This window comes from Bacillus sp. FSL R7-0685 (genome assembly GCF_038002425.1).
Lineage (GTDB): Bacteria > Bacillota > Bacilli > Bacillales > Bacillaceae > Bacillus > Bacillus subtilis.
In genome coordinates, this window is the sequence record NZ_JBBOCN010000001.1 from 1602239 (window position 1) to 1623852 (window position 21614).

A 21614-nucleotide genomic window follows, 5' to 3' on the forward strand; every position below is an offset into this window, starting at 1 on the left:
CGTTAAGAGCAGGAGTTGTGAAGAATGAATGATCAACTGACCGCAATTTATACGGAACTTCTTCTGATGAAAGAAGAATTACAGTCCAGATTATTTGAGTATTCTTGCTTTCAGGTTTCTACAAGCCCGCAAGCAGCAATCAATCATAAACAAAAAGCAACTCTGATCTATCATATTAAAGAAGAGCTTCAAGACGTTCTCCTTGCATTGTCCAAAATCGAAAACGGCACATTCGGATACTGTGAAGAAACCGGGGCTCCCATTCCTCTTGCAAAGCTGGCAGTGCTGCCGACGGCCCGAACAGCAAACGATTTTCTTTATTCTGTCCAATTTGAGAAAAAAACGCTTCCGATATGGAAATCAACGGATATCGAATATGGTCAGGCACTGTATGAATAACAGTGTCTGTCCGGTTAATATGCCTGATATTTCTTTACTCCAGTGCTTTTTATTGATAAAATGCATAATGGATTAAAGTAACCGTAAACTGGAGGAACGTTTGTGCTGTATTATATGATTGCACTACTTATTATTGCAGCCGATCAATTGACAAAATGGCTAGTTGTTAAGAACATGGAACTTGGCCAAAGCATTCCGATCATTGATCAGGTATTCTATATCACCTCCCATCGCAATACGGGTGCTGCATGGGGGATATTAGCGGGTCAGATGTGGTTTTTCTACCTCATAACAACCGCTGTTATTATTGGTATTGTTTATTACATACAGCGTTATACAAAAGGACAAAGGCTTCTTGGCGTTGCCCTCGGACTTATGCTTGGCGGTGCCATCGGCAACTTTATCGATCGGGCTGTCAGACAGGAAGTTGTGGATTTTATCCATGTTATTATTGTCAATTACAATTACCCGATATTTAACATCGCGGACTCTTCATTATGTGTCGGCGTAATGCTTTTATTTATACAAATGCTGTTGGACAGCGGGAAAAAGAAAAAGGAGCAATAGCATGAATCAAATTGATATAACCGCTTCAGAAGAACAAAAAAGTGAGCGGATTGATAAATTTTTGGCATCGACTGAGAATGATTGGTCAAGAACCCAGGTTCAGCAATGGGTAAAAGACGGACAGGTTGTCGTGAACGGAAGCGCGGTGAAAGCGAATTATAAAATTCAGCCGGGTGATCAGGTGACCGTCACTGTACCCGAACCGGAAGCGCTCGACGTCCTGGCAGAGCCTATGGATCTGGATATTTATTATGAGGACCAGGATGTGCTGGTCGTCAACAAACCTCGCGGAATGGTTGTTCACCCAGCACCCGGGCATCTTACGGGCACACTTGTAAACGGCCTTATGGCTCATTGCACAGACCTTTCAGGAATAAATGGCGTGATGCGTCCGGGTATTGTTCACAGAATCGATAAGGACACGTCCGGTTTATTAATGGTGGCGAAAAATGATATGGCACACGAGTCACTCGTAAACCAATTGGTCAACAAAACGGTCACCCGGAAATATACGGCCGTTGTCCACGGGCTTATTTCTCATGATGACGGCACAATTGACGCGCCGATCGGACGGGATAAAAAAGACCGTCAAAGCATGACTGTGACACGTGATGGCAAAAACGCTGTCACTCATTTTCATGTACTAGAGCGTTTTCAGGATTTTACGTTAGTGGAATGCCAGCTTGAAACAGGGAGAACGCATCAAATTCGTGTTCATATGAAATATATCGGATTCCCATTAGCAGGCGATCCGAAATACGGCCCAAGAAAAACAATCGACTTTAATGGCCAAGCGCTTCACGCGGGAGTTTTAGGTTTTGACCATCCACGAACAGGAGAATATGTCGAATTTGAAGCGCCGCTTCCTGAGGATATGGCAGAATTAATCGAAAACCTCAGAAAAAACGGTTGACAGAGGGTTTCTTTTCTGAAATAATAAACGAAGCTGAATAGATTCTTTAAAACAGTCCAGAGAGGCTGAGAAGGATAACGGATAGACGGGATGCGTGTACAGGCGCGCACCTTGTCCTAAAACCCCTCTATGCTCTGGCAGGAGGGGTTTTTTCTTCTATATGAACTGTGAGGTGTCACACATTGAATCAAAAAGCTGTCATTCTCGACGAACAGGCAATCAGACGGGCGCTGACCAGGATTGCTCACGAAATGATCGAACGCAATAAAGGAATGAATAACTGCATTCTTGTCGGCATTAAGACAAGAGGGATTTACCTGGCAAAACGCCTTGCGGAACGCATTGAACAGATTGAGGGAAATCCTGTTACAGTCGGTGAAATTGATATTACTCTTTACAGAGATGATCTTTCTAAAAAAACAAGCAACGATGAACCGCTTGTAAAAGGTGCAGATATTCCGGTAGATATTACAGATCAAAAAGTCATTCTCGTTGATGATGTTCTGTATACCGGAAGAACAGTCAGAGCAGGAATGGATGCGCTTGTTGATGTAGGCAGACCTTCCTCCATTCAGCTTGCAGTGCTTGTGGACAGAGGACACCGGGAGCTGCCGATCCGAGCGGATTATATCGGGAAAAACATCCCGACATCAAAGTCAGAAAAGGTTATGGTTCAGCTTGATGAGGTAGACCAAAACGATCTCGTCGCCATTTATGAAAACGAATAATAGATCACCTTTTTAAGGGCAATCCAGAGAGGTTGCAAAGAGGTGCACAACAAAGGCCCAAAAAGCATTCGGCAGGTCTTTGTATGCCTCTTTGCGTAAAAAAGCAAAGAGGTTTTTTTATACAGTCATTGAGTCATCCTAAAATGAAAGTCAACAATCAGGGGGAAATCATCATGAGTAAGAAAAAAGTAAATTTAGGGGTCAGGGATGTCCCGACACCTTTCTCTTGGGTTTCATTCAGCCTTCAGCATTTGTTTGCCATGTTTGGCTCAACCATTTTGGTTCCGAAGCTCGTCGGAATGAGTCCTGCTGTGGCGTTGGTGACAAGCGGCATCGGAACACTGGCGTACCTTCTTATTACGAAAGGGCAAATTCCGGCGTATCTCGGTTCATCCTTCGCCTTTATTTCTCCGATCATTCTGGTAAAAGCGACCGGCGGGCCGGGAGCGGCAATGGTTGGGGCGTTTCTTGCAGGGCTGGTGTACGGGCTGATTGCCTTATTGATTAGGCAGCTTGGAACAGGATGGCTGATGAAGATTCTCCCGCCTGTAGTCGTAGGGCCTGTTATTATCGTCATCGGGCTGGGACTGGCAAGCACTGCGGTAAACATGGCGATGTATGCTGATCCAAACGCGAGTGAGTTGGTCTACAGCTTAAAGCACTTTAGTGTCGCAGGAGTTACGCTGGCAATCACGATTATTTGTGCGATTTTCTTACGAGGATTTTTAAGCCTGATTCCGGTTCTGATCGGAATCATCGGCGGATACTTGTTCGCCCTTACTCAAGGGATTGTCAACTTCCAGCCGGTGCTTGACGCGAAATGGTTTGCAGTGCCTGAATTTATCATTCCGTTCAAAGATTATTCACCGTCAGTTACACTCGGCATCGCAGCCGCAATGGTTCCTGTCGCATTTGTCACAATGTCAGAGCATATCGGCCACCAAATGGTGCTGAGCAAGGTTGTCGGACAAGACTTCATTAAAAAGCCGGGACTGCATCGCTCCATTATGGGTGACAGCGTGGCGACAATTCTTGCTTCTCTGATCGGCGGCCCTCCGACAACGACTTACGGAGAAAACATTGGCGTGCTGGCCATCACAAGAGTATTCAGCGTCTTTGTCATCGGAGGAGCGGCAGTGATTGCCTGTTGCTTCGGCTTTATCGGCAAAATTTCAGCGCTGATCAGTTCAGTGCCGTCAGCGGTCATGGGAGGCGTCTCCTTCCTGCTGTTCGGAATCATTGCTTCAAGCGGCCTGAGAATGCTGATTGACAACAAAATTGATTATGAAAACAACAGAAACCTCATTATTACATCAGTAATCCTTGTCATCGGTGTAGGAGGCGCTTTTATCCAAGTATCTCAAGGCGGATTCCAAGTGTCAGGAATGGCGCTTGCCGCAATTGTCGGTGTCATCTTAAACCTGATTCTTCCGCAGGCGAAGGAAGAGCAGGCAGACACATCTGAACAACATCATATCTAAAACCTTTTAATGAAAGTCCAGAGAGGCTTGGAAGGGTTATGAAGAGAAGGAAGCTTCAATGCTGCCCTCTATTTAACCATACCCCGAGTCTATCTTAGACCGGGGTTTTTTTTCAGCCTTAAGTTGAAAAGAGAGGGGAAAGAACATGAAGCATTTAACGACGATGAGTGAACTCAGCACTGAGGAAATCAAAGATTTGCTTCAAACAGCACAAGAGCTCAAAAGCGGAAAAACAGACAATCAGCTTACAGGAAAGTTTGCCGCAAACCTATTTTTCGAACCGAGCACGAGAACGCGGTTCAGCTTTGAGGTCGCAGAAAAAAAGCTGGGCATGAATGTGCTCAACCTTGATGGAACAAGCACAAGCGTGCAAAAAGGCGAAACCTTATATGACACGATCCGGACGCTCGAATCAATAGGTGTGGACGTCTGCGTCATCAGGCACAGTGAGGATGAATATTATGAAGAGCTTGTCAGCCAGGTGAACATTCCGATTCTGAATGCGGGAGACGGATGTGGCCAGCATCCGACACAATCACTGCTTGATTTAATGACGATTTATGAAGAGTTCAATACGTTCAAAGGGCTTACCGTCTCCATTCACGGCGACATCAAGCATAGCAGAGTGGCAAGGTCAAATGCGGAAGTGTTGACAAGATTGGGTGCCCGGGTCCTATTTTCCGGCCCTTCGGAATGGCAGGATGAAGAAAATACATTCGGCACGTATGTCTCAATGGATGAAGCAGTTGAGTCTTCCGATGTTGTCATGCTGCTGCGCATTCAAAATGAACGACATCAGTCCGCTGTCAGCCAGGAAGGCTATTTAAACAAATACGGCTTGACCGTAGAACGGGCTGAGCGTATGAAGCGGCATGCGATCATCATGCATCCTGCTCCGGTAAACAGAGGAGTGGAGATTGATGACAGCTTAGTAGAAAGCGAAAAATCAAGAATCTTCAAGCAAATGCAAAATGGCGTATTTATCAGAATGGCAGTGATACAGCGTGCCTTACAAACCAATGTGAAAAGAGGAGAAGCAGCGTATGTCATATCTCATTAAAAACGGCTGGATACTAAACGAAAATGGTGAAAAAACAGAAGCGGATATCCGAGTGACTGGAGAAACCATCACCGCAATCGGCAAGCTTGATGCAACGGATAATGAAACGGTAATTGATGCAAAAGGTTTGCTCGTTTCACCTGGGTTTGTTGATCTCCACGTGCATTTCAGAGAGCCGGGCGGAGAAAAAAAAGAAACTATTGAAACCGGGGCAAAAGCAGCGGCACGCGGCGGCTATACTACAGTAGCAGCAATGCCGAATACGCGGCCGGTTCCTGATACAAAGGAGCAGATGGAATGGGTGCAAAACAGAATTAAAGAAACATCATGCGTCAGAGTTCTTCCATATGCATCCATTACGATCAGGCAAATCGGCGATGAAATGACAAACTTTGAAGCGTTAAAAGAAGCCGGGGCATTTGCTTTTACAGATGACGGCGTTGGTATACAGACAGCAGGCATGATGTATGAAGCGATGAAACGGGCAGCTGCAATTGACAAAGCGATTGTTGCACATTGCGAGGACAACTCCTTAATTTACGGAGGAAGCGTACATGAGGGGACATTCTCCAAAGCGAACGGGCTAAACGGCATTCCTTCTGTGTGTGAATCGGTTCATATTGCCCGCGATGTGCTGCTGGCTGAGGCGGCAAACTGCCATTATCATGTATGCCATATCAGCACGAAAGAATCTGTCAGAGTTGTACGCGATGCGAAAAAAGCGGGAATCAGAGTGACAGCAGAAGTGTCGCCGCATCATTTGCTGCTTTGTGATGAGGACATCCCGGGGCTGGACACAAACTATAAAATGAATCCGCCGCTCCGCAGTGCAGAAGACAGAGCTGCTTTAATTGAAGGTCTTTTAGACGGAACAATTGATTTTATCGCAACAGACCATGCACCGCATACGGAAGAAGAGAAAAACACAGAAATGAAACTGGCGCCATTCGGAATTGTCGGCTTAGAAACAGCATTCCCGCTTCTTTACACACACTTTGTCAAAAATGGCAGCTGGTCGCTGAAGCAGTTGATTGACTACATGACAATCAAGCCATGCGAAGCGTTCGGTCTCCCATATGGAACATTACAAACGGGGCAAGCTGCGGACATTACGTTAATCGATTTAGAAAAAGAAGCAGTTATAGACAAAGAGACATTTTTATCAAAAGGAAAAAATACACCATTCAACGGCATCAGCTGCACCGGCTGGCCGGTCGCTACAATTGCGGCAGGGAAGCTTGCTTATGAAGAGGGGAGACTTGTCAAATGAAGAGACGATTAGTACTGGAAAACGGAGCGGTATTCGAGGGAGAAGCCTTCGGAAGCTTAGAACACAACATGGGAGAAGTCGTTTTTAATACTGGGATGACAGGCTATCAGGAAATTTTATCTGACCCTTCTTACTGCGGGCAGATCGTAACATTAACATACCCGCTTATCGGAAATTACGGCATTAACCGTGATGATTTTGAATCCATTACCCCTTTTGTAAAAGGGCTGATCATCAAAGAATTATGTGAGCTGCCTTCCAACTGGCGTTCAGCATACACCTTAGACGAGTATTTAAAAATGAAAAACATTCCCGGACTCCAGGGGATTGATACAAGGAAGCTGACAAGAATGATCCGCACGGCAGGCGCGCTAAAAGGAACATTCGCTTCATCTGATGAAGATATCGAAGCAGTGCTGAAAAGACTGAACGAAACGGAATTGCCAAGAAATCAAGTATCCCAAGTATCAGCAAAAACAGCATATCCGAGCCCGGGAAGAGGCAAACGCATCGTCTTGGTTGACTTCGGCATGAAACACGGAATTCTAAGAGAGCTGAACAAACGGAAATGTGACGTCATCGTTGTGCCTTACAACATTACAGCGGAAGAGGTGCTTCAGCTGAAACCGGACGGTATCATGCTTTCTAACGGACCTGGAGACCCGAAGGATGTGCCTGAAGCGATTGAAATGATTAAAGGTGTTCTTGGAAAAGTGCCATTATTCGGAATATGTCTTGGCCACCAATTATTCGCGCTGGCGTGCGGGGCGAATACTGAAAAAATGAAATTCGGACACAGGGGCTCAAACCACCCGGTAAAAGAGCTGGCTACAGGAAAAGTTGCCTTAACATCTCAAAACCATGGATATACAGTTTCGTCTATCAGTAAAACAGAACTGGAAGTGACGCATATCGCAATTAACGACGATACGATTGAAGGGCTGAAGCATAAAACATTGCCGGCATTTACGGTTCAATATCATCCCGAAGCCTCACCTGGTCCTGAGGATGCCAACCATCTATTTGACAGATTCATCGAATTGATCGAAACAACAGAGAAAGAAGGGGAAGCGGTATGCCAAAACGCGTAGACATTAACAAAATTTTAGTAATCGGATCTGGACCGATCATCATCGGCCAAGCAGCAGAATTTGACTATGCGGGAACACAAGCCTGTCTTGCTTTGAAAGAAGAAGGCTATGAAGTCATCCTTGTCAACTCAAACCCTGCCACGATCATGACAGATACAGAAATGGCTGACCGGGTTTACATCGAACCGCTCACACCTGAATTCCTGACACGAATCATCAGAAAAGAGCGCCCGGATGCCATTCTTCCTACACTCGGAGGCCAAACCGGTTTGAATCTTGCGGTTGAGCTTTCTGAAAGAGGCGTTTTGGCAGAATGCGGCGTCGAAGTGCTTGGCACGAAACTGTCTGCGATTCAGCAAGCTGAAGACCGTGACTTGTTCAGAACATTAATGAATGAACTGAATGAACCGGTGCCTGAAAGTGAGATTATCCACTCCCTTGAAGAAGCAGAAAAATTCGTCAGTCAAATTGGATTCCCTGTCATTGTCCGCCCGGCATATACATTAGGCGGAACAGGCGGAGGCATCTGCTCGAATGAAACAGAGTTAAAAGAAATCGTTGAGAACGGCTTGAAATTAAGCCCGGTACACCAATGTCTGCTTGAAAAAAGCATCGCCGGCTATAAAGAAATCGAGTATGAAGTCATGAGAGATAGCCAGGATCACGCCATTGTCGTTTGTAACATGGAAAACATTGATCCAGTTGGAATCCATACTGGAGACAGTATTGTTGTTGCGCCGAGCCAAACGCTCAGCGATCGCGAATATCAGCTCTTGCGGAATGTATCGTTAAAACTGATTCGCGCGCTTGGGATCGAAGGCGGATGTAATGTCCAGCTCGCCTTAGATCCAGACAGCTTCCAATATTACATTATTGAAGTAAATCCGCGTGTCAGCCGTTCATCTGCCCTTGCATCAAAAGCAACGGGGTACCCGATTGCAAAGCTCGCTTCTAAAATTGCAGTCGGACTTTCATTAGATGAAATGATGAACCCGGTGACAGGAAAAACATATGCAGCATTTGAACCTGCTCTTGACTATGTCGTATCCAAAATTCCGCGCTGGCCGTTTGATAAGTTTGAATCAGCAAACAGAAAGCTTGGCACGCAAATGAAAGCGACAGGTGAGGTCATGGCAATCGGCCGCACGCTTGAAGAGTCATTGCTGAAGGCAGTGCGATCACTGGAAGCGGATGTGTATCATCTTGAATTGAAGGACGCCGCTGACATTTCAGATGAGCTTCTTGAAAAGCGAATTAAAAAGGCCGGTGATGAACGCTTATTCTACTTAGCTGAAGCGTACAGAAGAGGCTACACGGTAGAAGACCTCCATGAATTTTCCGCTATCGATGTCTTCTTCTTGCATAAGCTGTTCGGAATCGTACAGTTTGAAAAAGAATTGAAGGCCAATGCGGGCGATACAGATGTGCTGAGACGGGCAAAAGAACTCGGCTTCTCTGATCAGTACATCAGCCGTGAATGGAAAATGAAAGAATCTGAGCTTTACAGCTTGAGAAAACAAGCGGGGATTGCGCCGGTATTCAAAATGGTAGATACGTGCGCGGCGGAATTTGAGTCAGAAACGCCATACTTCTATAGCACATATGAAGAAGAAAATGAATCTGTCGTTACAGATAAGAAAAGTGTGATGGTGCTTGGTTCGGGTCCGATTCGAATCGGTCAGGGTGTCGAGTTCGACTATGCGACGGTTCACTCTGTATGGGCAATTAAACAAGCAGGCTATGAAGCCATTATTGTCAACAACAACCCGGAAACCGTTTCAACAGACTTCAGCATCTCAGACAAGCTGTATTTTGAACCGCTTACGATTGAAGATGTCATGCACATCATTGACCTCGAACAGCCAATGGGCGTTGTCGTACAATTTGGCGGACAAACTGCGATTAACCTTGCTGACGAGCTTTCTGCACGCGGAGTGAAAATCCTTGGAACTTCATTAGAAGATTTAGACCGTGCAGAAGACCGGGATAAATTTGAACAAGCGCTTGGAGAACTTGGTGTTCCGCAGCCGCTTGGCAAAACAGCGACATCAGTTGATCAGGCGGTAAGCATCGCAAGTGATATCGGTTACCCGGTACTGGTGCGTCCTTCCTATGTACTTGGCGGCCGGGCGATGGAGATTGTGTACCATGAAGAGGAACTGCTTCATTACATGAAAAATGCAGTCAAAATCAATCCGCAGCACCCTGTATTAATTGATAGATACTTGACCGGAAAAGAAATTGAAGTCGATGCAGTATCCGACGGTGAAACAGTCGTCATTCCGGGAATTATGGAGCACATTGAACGTGCGGGCGTTCACTCCGGAGACTCGATCGCTGTTTATCCGCCTCAGTCTCTCACAGAGGATATTAAGAAAAAAATTGAACAATACACGATCGCATTGGCTAAAGGGCTGAATATTGTCGGTTTGCTCAATATTCAATTCGTCCTGTCGCAAGGCGAGGTGTACGTGCTAGAAGTGAATCCGAGATCAAGCAGAACCGTACCGTTTTTAAGCAAAATTACGGGTATCCCGATGGCGAATCTCGCAACAAAAATCATTCTTGGTCAAAAGCTGGCTGCGTTTGGCTATACAGAGGGCCTTCAGCCTGAACAGCAAGGTGTATTTGTAAAAGCGCCGGTCTTCTCCTTCGCCAAGCTGAGAAGAGTGGATATTACGTTAGGGCCTGAAATGAAATCAACAGGTGAAGTCATGGGGAAAGATTCGACACTTGAAAAGGCGCTCTACAAAGCCTTGATTGCTTCAGGTATTCAAATCCCGAACTACGGTTCCGTGCTTTTAACAGTAGCTGATAAGGACAAAGAAGAAGGGCTTGCCATTGCTAAGCGGTTCCACGCGATCGGCTACAACATTTTAGCGACGGAAGGAACGGCAGGCTACCTGAAAGAAGCTTCCATTCCAGCGAAGGTCGTCGGAAAAATCGGTCAGGATGGCCCGAACTTGCTTGATGTCATTAGAAACGGAGAAGCGCAGTTTGTCATCAATACGCTGACAAAAGGAAAGCAGCCGGCAAGAGACGGTTTTAGAATCAGACGTGAATCAGTAGAAAATGGTGTTGCCTGCCTAACATCTTTAGATACGGCAGAGGCGATATTGCGAGTGCTGGAAAGCATGACATTCCGTGCTGATCAAATGCCGGCAGTCAACACAAATCAGGAGGCGGCAGTCACTATATGAAAAAAGCGTATTTGACAGTATGTTCTAACCAGCAAATTGCAGACCGGGTGTTTCAAATGGTTCTGAAAGGGGAGCTTGTCCAAGGGTTTACAACCCCTGGACAGTTCCTTCATCTTAAAGTGAGCGAAGCGGTTACGCCTCTTTTGAGAAGGCCGATCAGCATCGCAGACGTCAACTTTGAAAAAAATGAAGTCACCATCATTTATCGGGTAGATGGGGAAGGGACAAGACTCTTGTCACTGAAGCAGCAGGGAGAACTTGTGGATGTCCTCGGGCCTTTGGGAAATGGCTTTCCTGTTAATGAAGTTCAACCCGGAAAGACGGCTTTGCTGGTAGGAGGCGGAGTAGGTGTGCCGCCTCTCCAAGAGCTGTCGAAACGCTTGATTGAAAAAGGGGTAAATGTCATCCACGTTTTAGGATTCCAATCGGCAAAGGATGTTTTTTACGAGGAAGAATGCCGGCAGTACGGAGACACGTATGTGGCAACAGCTGACGGAAGCTACGGGGAAACCGGATTTGTCACAGATGTGATTAAACGGAAAAATCTAGAGTTTGATATCCTCCTCAGCTGCGGGCCGACACCGATGCTCAAGGCGTTAAAACAGGAATATGCCCATAAAGAAGTATATCTGTCCATGGAGGAACGAATGGGCTGCGGAATCGGCGCATGCTTCGCGTGTGTGTGCCATACAAACGAAAGTGAGACATCCTATGTAAAAGTATGTCTCGACGGGCCTGTATTTAAAGCTCAGGAGGTGGCGCTGTAATGCTAGAGGTGAAATTGCCGGGACTTGATTTGAAAAACCCAATCATTCCTGCATCAGGCTGCTTCGGTTTTGGAAAAGAATTTTCACGTTTTTATGATTTGTCTTGTCTTGGAGCTATCATGATTAAGGCTACGACAAAGGAGCCGCGCTTTGGGAATCCGACGCCGCGGGTAGCTGAGACTGGTGCTGGAATGCTCAATGCGATCGGTCTCCAAAATCCGGGGCTGGTTAGTGTGTTGCATCATGAGCTGCCGTGGCTTGAGCAGTTTGATACACCGATCATTGCCAATGTCGCAGGTTCTCAAGTCGATGATTATGTTGAAGTCGCAGAACATATCAGCAAAGCGCCTAATGTTCATGCTCTTGAATTGAATATTTCCTGCCCGAATGTGAAAACAGGCGGAATCGCTTTTGGCACGAATCCTGAAATGGCTGCCGATTTGACAAAAGCGGTGAAAGAGGTTTCGGATGTACCCGTTTATGTGAAGCTATCCCCGAACGTGGCTAATATCACAGAAATTGCATTAGCGATCGAGGAAGCGGGAGCGGACGGTCTTACGATGATCAACACACTAATCGGCATGAGACTCGATTTAAAAACCGGCAAACCGATATTAGCGAATAAAACAGGGGGACTTTCGGGCCCTGCTGTGAAGCCGGTTGCCATTCGCATGGTGTATGAAGTCAGCCAGATGGTCAACATCCCGATTATCGGAATGGGAGGCGTGCAAACGGCTGAAGATGCCCTGGAATTTCTTCTCGCAGGAGCAAGCGCAGTCGCTGTCGGAACAGCAAACTTTGTGAATCCTTTTGCCTGTCCAGAGATTATTGAACAGCTCCCATCTGTTTTGCGCCAATACGGCTATCAATCAATTGAAGAATGCATCGGAAGGAGCTGGAATCATGAAAAACAACCTGCCCATCATCGCGCTTGATTTTGCATCAGCTGAAGAAACACTCGCGTTCTTAGCGCCTTTTCATCAAGAACCATTATTTGTAAAGGTTGGAATGGAGCTTTTTTATCAAGAAGGGCCATCTATCGTGAAACAATTAAAAGAAAGAAACTGCGAGCTGTTTTTAGATCTCAAGCTTCATGACATCCCGACCACTGTAAACAAAGCGATGAAGCGCCTTGCCAGTCTCGGCGTAGACCTCGTCAATGTTCATGCGGCTGGGGGCAAAAGAATGATGCAGGCAGCTCTCGAAGGCTTAGAAGAAGGTACGCCGGCCGGAAAAAAACGTCCGTCACTTATCGCGGTAACCCAGCTGACAAGCACATCTGAACAAATAATGAAAGATGAACTGCTGATCGAAAAGTCTCTGATTGATACGGTTGTGCACTACAGCAAAAAGGCGGAAGAAAGCGGACTGGATGGAGTGGTCTGCTCTGTTCATGAAGCAAAAGCCATTTACCAAGCGGTGTCGCCTTCATTTCTGACTGTCACTCCAGGGATCAGAATGTCAGAGGACGCTGCGAATGACCAAGTCCGCGTGGCGACGCCTGCCATTGCAAGAGAGAAAGGTTCATCAGCGATTGTAGTAGGACGCTCGATTACAAAAGCGGAAGACCCGGTAAAAGCCTATAAGGCTGTCAGACTTGAATGGGAGGGAATCAAATCTTGAAACAAATCATCGCAAAACATCTATTAGACATCCAAGCTGTATTTTTACGCCCGAACGAGCCGTTCACATGGGCAAGCGGCATTTTATCACCAATCTACTGTGACAACCGCCTTACGCTATCTTTCCCAGAGGTCAGAAACGATGTCGCATCAGGTATCAGCAAGCTTGTCAAAGAGCATTTTCCTGAAGCTGAAATGATTGCGGGAACAGCAACTGCCGGTATTCCTCATGCTGCTTTAGCGGCTGACCGTTTGAATCTTCCGATGTGTTATGTGAGGAGCAAGCCGAAGGCGCACGGAAAAGGCAATCAGATTGAGGGAGCTGTGCAAGAAGGGCAAAAAACAGTTGTCATTGATGACTTAATTTCCACAGGAGGCAGTGTGCTTGAAGCTTGTGCAGCTTTACAAGCGGCCGGCTGTGAAGTGCTTGGTGTCGTCTCAATCTTTACGTACGGACTTCCTAAAGCGGAGGAAGCCTTCGCAAAGGCAGAACTGCCATACTACTCATTAACTGATTATGATACGCTCACAGAGGTCGCGCTTGAAAACGGAAATATTCATTCAGATGATCTAAAAAAGCTGCAAACATGGAAACGAAATCCCGAGTCAAAAGATTGGTTTAAAAAATAAAAAATAAATTCAAATGATATAAAGAGGCTTCAAAGCCTTGATGTACTTGAAAACAGGCTGTGAGGCCTGTTTTTTTATTAATCCTATAAAAAAAGTCGGGTTGACTTATGTTAGAATTGTGCTAAAATTTACTACAAATCTAAAAACTTATCAAGAGCGGCTGAGGGACTGGACCTATGAAGCCCGGCAACCTGCAAAGTTTGTAAGGTGCTACTTCCAGCAAAATGAATTCCATTTTGAAAGATAAGGGCTACATGCTGTTCCTGTCTTTCTTTCCGCCGGATTGAAAGTTTTTTATTTTAAGAGGTAAAAAGGCTATCTGTATATCAGCAGCCGCGAATCACATTACATGGGAAAAGACAACCGGCAGAAAGCTACTGTTTGTTTGTCTCCGAAAGGAGGAAAGAAGAAATGTTAACGTATGATAATTGGGAAGAACCAACGATTACATTTCCGGAAGACGATCCTTATAAAGGAGCGCTGTCAGTTTTAAAATGGGCATACGGCCATTACGGCGATCAGCTTGTTTATGCCTGCAGTTTCGGAATTGAGGGAATCGTTCTGATTGACTTAATTTATAAAGTGAAAAAAGACGCAGAGATTGTGTTTCTTGATACAGGACTTCATTTTAAAGAAACCTATGAAACAATTGAACGAGTGAAAGAGCGTTATCCGGGTCTTAATATCATCCTGAAAAAACCAGATCTCACCCTTGAGGAACAAGCCGAAGAACATGGTGACAAACTGTGGGAAAGAGAGCCGAATCAGTGCTGCTATCTTAGAAAGGTCGTTCCTTTAAGAGAGGCGCTTTCAGGACATCCAGCCTGGCTTTCCGGCCTGCGCCGTGATCAAGGGCCAAGCCGTGCCAATACGAATTTCTTAAACAAAGATGAAAAATTCAAGTCAGTAAAAGTTTGCCCGCTTATCCATTGGACTTGGAAAGACATTTGGAGATACACATCCCGGAATGAACTGGACTACAATCCGCTTCATGACCAAGGATATCCAAGTATTGGCTGTGCGCCTTGCACTGCTCCCGCTTTTACAGCAGAGGATTTGCGCTCAGGCAGATGGAATGGTATGGCGAAAACAGAATGCGGACTGCATGAATAAGGAGCTGCAAAATGGAATTAGCCGCTATTTTATTTAGCTTGTTTTTCGCGATGAATATTGGTGCAAGCGGCGCTGCAGCTTCGATGGGGGTTGCTTACGGCTCCGGAGCCATCAAAAAGAAAACCTACGCTTTGATCCTATGCGCAGTCGGTGTCTTTGCCGGGGCGGTCATTGGCGGAGGCGAGGTTGTAAAAACAATCAGCTCCGGCATTATTCCTGAGCAGACGATTACACTGACGATTGTTTGCATCATTATTGGAGCTGCTGCCCTGTCGCTCTTTACTGCTAATCTGCTCGGCATACCTTTGTCGACAAGTGAAGTAACAGTCGGCGCGGTTGTCGGCGTGGGAGTGGCTTATAAAGTATTGTTTGTGAACAATCTTCTGATCATTGTGTCATTTTGGGTTTTTGTCCCGCTGTTCGCTTTCGGCTTCACCTATTTCGTATCTAAGCTGTTTCGTTATTTTAAGATTGAAGTAAAATCTTCTAAAAAGCAAAAAATCCTCGGCATTGTTTTGCTAGTTGCCGGATTTTTCGAAGCATTCTCTGCCGGCATGAATAACGTGGCGAATGCTGTTGGCCCGTTAGTAGCTGCCGGTGTGCTTGATGTCGGAAAAGGAACCTTGTATGGGGGAGCTTTTGTTGCTCTTGGCGCACTGTTATTAGGCCGGCGTGTGTTAGAAACAAACGGGAAGAAAATTACGAGATTCTCCAAAGGGGAAGGCATTCTCTTATCCGGTACAGGAGCTGGACTGGTGATCATCAGTTCTGTATTTGGGATGCCGGTGCCCTTGGCGCAAGTCACGTCATCGTCTATTATCGGAATAGGCATGGCAAAAAACGGTCCGAACGTGTTCCATAAACAAGTTGTTCAAACGATGCTGAAGGTATGGATCGTATCGCCGTTTTTATCTTTATCGATTTCTTATCTGCTTGTATCCTTGTTTTTAAAAGCAGATTATTATTCGATCTTTATCATGGTAAGTGTGCTTTTAGCGGCGGGCGGTGCCGTCAGCCTGACAAAGGCCATTCGTAAAGAGAGACGCTCAGTCCACGAACAAGGCGGGGGAATCTGATCATTAATCTGAGTAATTTTATAAGTTAACTAGGAGGAGATGGATGTTATGAGCTTAGCACCACACGGAGGAACATTAGTAAACAGAGTAGATGAATCATATGATGTGAGCGGCATCCAAAAAGAAATTGAACTTGATTTAATTTCTTTCGCGGATTTGGAATTGATCGGTATCGGTGCATACAGCCCGATTGAAGGTTTCTTTAATGGAAAAGATTACGTATCTGTAGTCGAAAACATGCGTCTTTCTTCCGGCGTTGTCTGGTCTCTTCCGATCACGCTTCCGGTCGATGCGCAAAAAGCAGCGGAACTGTCACTTGGTGAAACGGTAAAGTTAACGTATGAAGGAGAAACATACGGCGTTATCCAAATCGAAGATCTGTACGTGCCTGACAAACAAAAAGAAGCTGTCAATGTGTACAAAACAGATGAACAGGAGCATCCTGGTGTTAAAAAGCTGTTCAGCCGCGGCAATACATATGTCGGCGGGCCGATTACGTTGATTAAAAAAGCTTCAAAACAGTTCCCTGAATTTACATTTGAACCGTCAGAAACGAGACGCCAGTTTGCGGAAAAAGGCTGGGAAACCATTGTCGGTTTCCAAACAAGAAACCCTGTTCACAGAGCGCATGAATACATTCAAAAAACGGCTCTTGAAACAGTAGACGGCTTGTTCTTGAATCCGTTAGTAGGTGAAACAAAATCTGATGACATTCCAGCTGATGTACGGATGGAAAGCTACCAAGTGCTTCTTGATCATTATTACCCGAAAGATCGCGTTTTCCTTGGTGTCTTTTTAGCGGCGATGCGTTATGCAGGCCCTAGAGAAGCAATTTTCCACGCGCTTGTCAGAAAGAACTACGGCTGCACACATTTCATCGTCGGCCGTGATCATGCAGGTGTAGGTGACTATTACGGAACATACGAAGCACAGGAGCTGTTTGACACATTTAAACCTGAAGAACTCGGGATTACACCGCTGAAATTCGAGCACAGCTTCTTCTGTAAAAAATGCGGAAATATGGGAACAGCGAAAACTTGCCCTCATGGCAGAGAGCATCACGTCATTTTATCAGGCACTAAGGTAAGAGGTATGCTGAGAGACGGTGTGCTGCCGCCTGCTGAATTCAGTCGAAAAGAAGTCGTAGAAGTGTTAATCAAAGGGATGAAGAAAAAAGAAGAAGTAGGCGTATCTTAAGGAGGAATGGCAGTGACAAATCGCGATATTGTATGGCATGAAGCCTCTATCACAAAAGAAGAGTACCAGCAAAAAAACAAGCATAAAAGCTCCATTCTCTGGTTGACAGGGTTAAGCGGCTCAGGCAAATCAACGATTGCCAACGCCGCTGCGAGAGAATTGTTTGAGCAAGGCTACCAAGTGATTGTGCTGGACGGGGATAATATCCGTCACGGCTTAAATAAGGATCTTGGTTTTTCTGATGAAGACCGAAAAGAAAACATCCGCCGAATCGGAGAGGTGGCAAAGCTTTTTGTTCAGCAGGGAACCATTGTGATTACTGCTTTTATCTCTCCTTTCCGCGAGGACAGACAACAGGTTCGCGAGCTTGTAGAAGCGGGCGAATTTAATGAAGTCTACATTAAATGCGACCTTGATATTTGTGAACAAAGAGATCCGAAAGGGCTTTACAAAAAAGCAAGAAACGGCGAGATTCCGTTTTTTACAGGAATTGATTCTCCTTATGAAGAACCGGAAGCTCCAGAGCTCGTTCTTGATTCAGGACAGCATGACCGTGAAGCGTGTAAAAATCAGCTGATCGAGTTTGTTAAACAAAAATTGAGCTGAATATGATCTGCTGCGTTCTTCTCAGATGCCGGAATGCAAGCGAGAACATCATCACAGCGAATGCTCTGGAAGAACTCGAATAGATCGGGGGAAATACGATGGGGAAAGTATATATTGTAGGAGCGGGTCCTGGTGACCCTGATCTGCTGACAATTAAAGCGCTGAAAGCCATTGAAAAAGCTGATGTCATCTTATATGACAGATTAGTAAATAAAGAGATTTTACAATATGCCAAAGAGCAAGCAGACCTGATCTACTGCGGGAAGCTTCCAGATTTTCATACGATGAAGCAGGAAACCATCAATCGATTTCTTGTGAAGTATGCGCAAAAAGGGAAAATGGTTGTCAGACTGAAAGGCGGAGACCCTTTTGTGTTCGGCAGAGGAGGGGAAGAAGCGGAATGCCTCTCTGAAAATGGAATTCCGTTTGAAATCATTCCCGGCATTACGTCTGGAATCGCGGCAGCCGCTTATGCCGGGATTCCTGTTACCCATCGGGATGCGGGCTCTAACGTCGCTTTTGTAACGGGTCACTATAAAAAAGAAGAAGATTTTGAGGAAAAGTGGAAAGCGCTGGCTACAGGAATTGATACACTTGTCATCTATATGGGTATCAAAAACGTGCAGCAGATTGAAAGAAAACTCCTTGAAAATGGCCGGGACGGTTCTACGCCAGCAGCCTTTATTCATTGGGGGACAACGGACAAGCAAAAATCTGTTTTTTGTACAGTTGACACCCTTTCAGAAACGGTGATAAAAGAAAACATTACAAATCCGAGTTTAATTGTCATTGGAAATGTTGTAAATTATCACTATAAGCTGGAATGGTTTGAATCTGAACTGAAAAAACAAGATTTAAGCGAGGCGTTGTAAAAATGAAACAAGCAATTTTATATGTCGGCCACGGCAGCCGGGTCAAAAAAGCGCAGCAAGAAGCCGCAGCCTTTTTGGAAGGATGCAAGGCCCACATCTCTGTGCCAGTACAAGAAATCAGCTTTTTAGAGCTTCAGGAGCCGACAATTGAGACAGGATTTGAAGCATGTGTGAAGCAAGGCGCCACTCATATCGCAGTGGTGCCTCTGCTTCTTTTAACAGCTGCGCATGCAAAACATGATATTCCGGAAGAAATTGTCCGTGTTGCATCTCGATATCCATCAGTCCGTATTTCATACGGAAAGCCGATCGGGATTGACGAAGAAGTAGTCAAGGCTGTATATCACCGAATGAAAGACATAGGTGTTCCGTATGAAAATGCCAGAGTGGTGCTCATCGGAAGGGGAAGTTCAGATCCAGATGTCAAAAGAGACGTAACCGGAATTGCTAATCTTCTTCAGGAAATGGTTCCAGTGAAGGAAGTCATTCCGTGCTTTTTGACAGCATGCGGCCCTAATTACAAAGAGGTTTTTTCAGAACTTAAAAAAGATGACGGCACAACAACCTTTATCGTTCCATATTTGCTTTTTATGGGTATGCTGATGAATGAAATCGAACGAGAGGTTCAGAAATTAAAAGCCCATAATCCGAACGTCTACCTCTCTTCCTATATCGGTTTTCATCCTCATGTGAAAAACGCATTTTTGAACCGTGTGAGAGAAACTGCGGCAAATTCTGAGGGACAATTTGATTTTGATGGAGGTTCATATGCTTCCGCTGCACATTAGCCTGGAAAAGAAGAAGGTTGTGATTGCGGGGGGCGGCAGCATCGCTCTCAGAAGGCTGAAAACGGTGATTTCTGAGGGAGCTGATATAACGCTTGTCAGTCCGGATGTGGAACCGGAAATCAAGCAAATGGCAGAAGAGCGGCGTATCAAATGGGAAAAACGGACAATTGAAAAAGAAGATTATCTCAATGCTTTCTTCATTATTGCTGCGACGGATAATGCGGCAGTGAACAAAGAAATTGCCCAATCCGCTTCGCCTTTTCAGCTTGTCAATTGTGTCAGTGACGCTGAGCTTGGCAATATATATATGCCGAAAATCGTAAAAAGAGGGCATGTCACTGTGTCTGTTTCTACAAGCGGAGCCAGTCCAAAGCACACGAAAGAGCTTGCTGAAAACGTGGATAAGCTGATTGACGGCGATTTTGTTGCTGAAGTGAACAGGCTTTATCAGGTGAGAAGAAAGAAATAAGCCAGAGCATACAAATGCTCTGGCTTTTCTTTATGCGGCTCAGCTTTTTTTGAGCTTGATGACAGTATCAGCATCAGGCGTGACAAAGACGGTATGCTGGCTGTCATAGGTGACGAAACCGGGTTTCGCGCCGTTTGGTTTTTTGACATGCCTGATTTTTGTATAATCTACAGGCACTGAACTTGAATCTTTAGCTTTTGAAAAATAAGCTGCAATTGTCGCGGCTTCCATGATTGTTTGCTCATCCGGTTCGCTGCTTCTGATCACAACGTGGGAGCCTGGAATGTCCTTCGTGTGAAGCCAGATATCGTCTCTGGCCGCCACTCTTGTCGTTAAATATTCATTTTGACGATTGTTCTTACCCACTAAAATTGTCAGCCCTGAGGTGGATTCATATGTTTCTAACACCGGATTGTGCGGTTTTTGCTTTTTCTGGCCTTTTTGCTGCTTAGGGCGTAAATATTTGCCCTCTACGAGCTCTTCCCTGATTTCGCTGATATCCCGGGGAGAAGCGGACGAAAGCTGCTGAATCAGCTGATCAAAATATTCGATCTCTTCCTGTGCCAGCCTGATTTGCTCCTCGACAACTGCGACCGAATTTTTCGCTTTCTGATACTTCGTGAAATAGGCCTGTGCGTTTTCAGAAGGCGTTTTGTTCGGGTTTAAAGGAATCGTGATTGTCGGGCTTTCTTCATCATAATAATTGATGACCTCAGCCTGTTTATCACCTTTTTTCAGCATATATAAATTAGCGGTTAAAAGCTCCCCGTAAAGCTGAAATTCCTTCGCGTTTTCCGAATACTCCAAGGTTTTCTCTAATTTTTTAATTTTGTTGGCATTCTTCTTCCGTTCGTTCACAACAAAACGCTCAAGATCCTGAGCCTGCTGTTTGACCCGGTCTCGTTCAGCTTTTCCGAAATAAAAACGGTCGAGCAGTTCGCTTAATGAATCAAAACGGCGCGCTTCGCCCTTTAGATGAGTCAGCTCCAGTAAATAAAAATATTCCTTTCCGTTTACAGTCGTAATGTTGGGAATGAAACGGTGCTCTTTCACTTCGGCAAACAGTGCCAGCAACGCTTTTGGCAGTGTGACTTTGTTAGCAAGGCCTGCTCTGTGAACTGCTTCTTTGGCGAAAAGCGGAGACACGCCTGAAAAGTGGTCGACAATTTGTTTATCAAGCCTTCCTTCTTGAAAGCTGAGGTGACGCAAAATATCATCTTCTGACACCTCAAGAGGCGATATTTTGTCCTGAGCAGGCGGAAGCTTATAATCTTGGCCGGGCAGTACTGTACGGTAGCTGTTCATTGACGGTGATAAATGCTTAAGTCCGTCGATAATCACATTTTCTGCTGCGTCAGTCAAAATGATATTGCTGTGGCGGCCCATAATTTCTACATAAAGCTTTCGTACGGTTTCATCGCCAATTTCGTTTCGGCTTTTGATATGAAAAATCATGATGCGGTCTAAGCCCGCTTGTTCAATTTTCTCAATGAATCCGCCTTCGATATGCTTTCTCAGCAACATGCAAAACATTGGCGGTTCGCTTGGATTTTCATAAGCTTGTGCCGTGATATGCACCCGTGAATAGCTCGGATGTGCCGATAATAATAGTTTTTGGTTTTTTCCCTTGGCACGGATGTGGAAAATCACATCGTGCTTATATGGCTGATGGATTTTTGTAATTCGTCCGCCCATTATTTTCTCGTTAAGTTCGTGTGTCATTCCGTATGTAAACATGCCATCAAACGACATATGCAATACACCC

21 protein-coding genes and 1 riboswitch are annotated in these 21614 nt (G+C 45.4%); of the genes, 20 read left to right on the plus strand and 1 reads right to left on the minus strand.

Features of this window, described 5'->3' with window-relative positions:
• The first annotated feature begins 24 nt into the window (after positions 1-24).
• From ylyA to sirC, 20 genes are all read left to right on the plus strand, one after another.
• Entirely contained in the window at positions 25-399 is a 375-nt protein-coding gene (gene ylyA, locus MKY50_RS08475) for a sporulation-related RNA polymerase-binding protein YlyA (protein WP_014479740.1), read from the plus strand.
• Positions 400-501: 102 nt separating this feature from the next.
• Positions 502-966: a signal peptidase II gene (gene lspA / locus MKY50_RS08480; protein ID WP_003245047.1), complete on the plus strand. Its 465-nt coding sequence runs from the start codon at positions 502-504 to the stop codon at positions 964-966.
• A 1-nt stretch (position 967) separates the two neighbouring features.
• Positions 968-1879, plus strand: coding sequence for an RluA family pseudouridine synthase (locus MKY50_RS08485; RefSeq protein ID WP_003245307.1), 912 nt, complete (start codon positions 968-970; stop codon positions 1877-1879).
• 182 nt (positions 1880-2061) lie between these two features.
• A complete protein-coding gene (gene pyrR / locus MKY50_RS08490) occupies positions 2062-2607 on the plus strand; it encodes a bifunctional pyrimidine operon transcriptional regulator/uracil phosphoribosyltransferase (RefSeq protein ID WP_003232127.1) in 546 nt (181 codons plus the stop codon).
• Positions 2608-2780: 173 nt separating this feature from the next.
• Entirely contained in the window at positions 2781-4088 is a 1308-nt protein-coding gene (gene pyrP / locus MKY50_RS08495; RefSeq protein WP_015483210.1) for a uracil permease PyrP, read from the plus strand.
• 145 nt (positions 4089-4233) lie between these two features.
• Positions 4234-5148, plus strand: a complete 915-nt coding sequence (locus MKY50_RS08500) for an aspartate carbamoyltransferase catalytic subunit (RefSeq protein ID WP_015383617.1) — start codon at positions 4234-4236, stop codon at positions 5146-5148.
• Positions 5132-6418 (plus strand): dihydroorotase, encoded by a 1287-nt coding sequence (locus MKY50_RS08505; RefSeq protein ID WP_003232117.1) that lies wholly within the window; start codon positions 5132-5134, stop codon positions 6416-6418. The genes MKY50_RS08500 and MKY50_RS08505 overlap by 17 nt, the downstream gene beginning before the upstream one ends.
• Positions 6415-7509, plus strand: coding sequence for a carbamoyl phosphate synthase small subunit (locus MKY50_RS08510; protein ID WP_212129464.1), 1095 nt, complete (start codon positions 6415-6417; stop codon positions 7507-7509). The genes MKY50_RS08505 and MKY50_RS08510 overlap by 4 nt, the downstream gene beginning before the upstream one ends.
• Positions 7494-10709: a carbamoyl-phosphate synthase (glutamine-hydrolyzing) large subunit gene (carB, locus tag MKY50_RS08515; RefSeq protein WP_341116483.1), complete on the plus strand. Its 3216-nt coding sequence runs from the start codon at positions 7494-7496 to the stop codon at positions 10707-10709. Before MKY50_RS08510 ends, carB begins: the two co-directional genes overlap by 16 nt.
• Positions 10706-11476 carry a dihydroorotate oxidase B electron transfer subunit gene (pyrK, locus tag MKY50_RS08520; RefSeq protein WP_014479746.1) on the plus strand — a complete coding sequence of 257 codons (771 nt, stop codon included), beginning with the start codon at positions 10706-10708 and terminating at the stop codon, positions 11474-11476. Before carB ends, pyrK begins: the two co-directional genes overlap by 4 nt.
• Positions 11476-12411: a dihydroorotate dehydrogenase gene (locus tag MKY50_RS08525; protein ID WP_230488517.1), complete on the plus strand. Its 936-nt coding sequence runs from the start codon at positions 11476-11478 to the stop codon at positions 12409-12411. The genes pyrK and MKY50_RS08525 overlap by 1 nt, the downstream gene beginning before the upstream one ends.
• Positions 12380-13099: an orotidine-5'-phosphate decarboxylase gene (gene pyrF, locus MKY50_RS08530; protein ID WP_173614079.1), complete on the plus strand. Its 720-nt coding sequence runs from the start codon at positions 12380-12382 to the stop codon at positions 13097-13099. The genes MKY50_RS08525 and pyrF overlap by 32 nt, the downstream gene beginning before the upstream one ends.
• On the plus strand, positions 13096-13728 hold the full coding sequence (pyrE, locus tag MKY50_RS08535) for an orotate phosphoribosyltransferase (RefSeq protein WP_341116484.1): 633 nt from the start codon (positions 13096-13098) through the stop codon (positions 13726-13728). The genes pyrF and pyrE overlap by 4 nt, the downstream gene beginning before the upstream one ends.
• Before the next feature lie 144 nt (positions 13729-13872).
• Positions 13873-13978: riboswitch (SAM riboswitch) on the plus strand.
• Positions 13979-14139: 161 nt separating this feature from the next.
• The gene (locus tag MKY50_RS08540; protein ID WP_029317783.1) at positions 14140-14841 is read left to right on the plus strand and encodes a phosphoadenylyl-sulfate reductase; all 702 of its coding nucleotides are present in this window, start codon (positions 14140-14142) and stop codon (positions 14839-14841) included.
• Between the two features lie 11 nt (positions 14842-14852).
• Positions 14853-15917, plus strand: coding sequence for a sulfate permease (gene cysP, locus MKY50_RS08545; protein WP_029317784.1), 1065 nt, complete (start codon positions 14853-14855; stop codon positions 15915-15917).
• A gap of 48 nt (positions 15918-15965) precedes the next feature.
• Positions 15966-17114 carry a sulfate adenylyltransferase gene (sat, locus tag MKY50_RS08550; protein WP_341116488.1) on the plus strand — a complete coding sequence of 383 codons (1149 nt, stop codon included), beginning with the start codon at positions 15966-15968 and terminating at the stop codon, positions 17112-17114.
• Positions 17115-17126: 12 nt separating this feature from the next.
• On the plus strand, positions 17127-17720 hold the full coding sequence (cysC, locus tag MKY50_RS08555; protein ID WP_015252120.1) for an adenylyl-sulfate kinase: 594 nt from the start codon (positions 17127-17129) through the stop codon (positions 17718-17720).
• A 98-nt stretch (positions 17721-17818) separates the two neighbouring features.
• The gene (cobA, locus tag MKY50_RS08560) at positions 17819-18592 is read left to right on the plus strand and encodes a uroporphyrinogen-III C-methyltransferase (RefSeq protein ID WP_003232095.1); all 774 of its coding nucleotides are present in this window, start codon (positions 17819-17821) and stop codon (positions 18590-18592) included.
• 2 nt (positions 18593-18594) lie between these two features.
• On the plus strand, positions 18595-19380 hold the full coding sequence (sirB, locus tag MKY50_RS08565; protein ID WP_341116490.1) for a sirohydrochlorin chelatase: 786 nt from the start codon (positions 18595-18597) through the stop codon (positions 19378-19380).
• A complete protein-coding gene (gene sirC, locus MKY50_RS08570) occupies positions 19361-19849 on the plus strand; it encodes a precorrin-2 dehydrogenase (protein ID WP_341117301.1) in 489 nt (162 codons plus the stop codon). Before sirB ends, sirC begins: the two co-directional genes overlap by 20 nt.
• Before the next feature lie 39 nt (positions 19850-19888).
• Here sirC and rqcH read toward each other — a convergent pair whose 3' ends face one another.
• Positions 19889-21601 carry a tRNA modification protein RqcH gene (rqcH, locus tag MKY50_RS08575; RefSeq protein ID WP_029317786.1) on the minus strand — a complete coding sequence of 571 codons (1713 nt, stop codon included), beginning with the start codon at positions 21599-21601 and terminating at the stop codon, positions 19889-19891.
• Between the last annotated feature and the right edge of the window lie 13 nt (positions 21602-21614).

Bases quoted from the DNA above. Each gene is read 5' to 3' on its own strand.
- cobA (WP_003232095.1), top strand. From the start codon at position 17,819: ATGGGGAAAGTATATATTGTAGGAGCGGGTCCTGGTGACCCTGATCTG.
- MKY50_RS08540 (WP_029317783.1), top strand. From the start codon at position 14,140: ATGTTAACGTATGATAATTGGGAAGAACCAACGATTACATTTCCGGAA.
- sat (WP_341116488.1), top strand. From the start codon at position 15,966: ATGAGCTTAGCACCACACGGAGGAACATTAGTAAACAGAGTAGATGAA.
- pyrK (WP_014479746.1), top strand. From the start codon at position 10,706: ATGAAAAAAGCGTATTTGACAGTATGTTCTAACCAGCAAATTGCAGAC.
- MKY50_RS08500 (WP_015383617.1), top strand. From the start codon at position 4,234: ATGAAGCATTTAACGACGATGAGTGAACTCAGCACTGAGGAAATCAAA.
- MKY50_RS08485 (WP_003245307.1), top strand. From the start codon at position 968: ATGAATCAAATTGATATAACCGCTTCAGAAGAACAAAAAAGTGAGCGG.
- sirB (WP_341116490.1), top strand. From the start codon at position 18,595: ATGAAACAAGCAATTTTATATGTCGGCCACGGCAGCCGGGTCAAAAAA.
- pyrF (WP_173614079.1), top strand. From the start codon at position 12,380: ATGAAAAACAACCTGCCCATCATCGCGCTTGATTTTGCATCAGCTGAA.
- pyrP (WP_015483210.1), top strand. From the start codon at position 2,781: ATGAGTAAGAAAAAAGTAAATTTAGGGGTCAGGGATGTCCCGACACCT.
- carB (WP_341116483.1), top strand. From the start codon at position 7,494: ATGCCAAAACGCGTAGACATTAACAAAATTTTAGTAATCGGATCTGGA.
- cysP (WP_029317784.1), top strand. From the start codon at position 14,853: ATGGAATTAGCCGCTATTTTATTTAGCTTGTTTTTCGCGATGAATATT.
- rqcH (WP_029317786.1), bottom strand. From the start codon at position 21,601: ATGTCGTTTGATGGCATGTTTACATACGGAATGACACACGAACTTAAC.
- ylyA (WP_014479740.1), top strand. From the start codon at position 25: ATGAATGATCAACTGACCGCAATTTATACGGAACTTCTTCTGATGAAA.
- MKY50_RS08525 (WP_230488517.1), top strand. From the start codon at position 11,476: ATGCTAGAGGTGAAATTGCCGGGACTTGATTTGAAAAACCCAATCATT.
- MKY50_RS08505 (WP_003232117.1), top strand. From the start codon at position 5,132: ATGTCATATCTCATTAAAAACGGCTGGATACTAAACGAAAATGGTGAA.
- MKY50_RS08510 (WP_212129464.1), top strand. From the start codon at position 6,415: ATGAAGAGACGATTAGTACTGGAAAACGGAGCGGTATTCGAGGGAGAA.
- sirC (WP_341117301.1), top strand. From the start codon at position 19,361: ATGCTTCCGCTGCACATTAGCCTGGAAAAGAAGAAGGTTGTGATTGCG.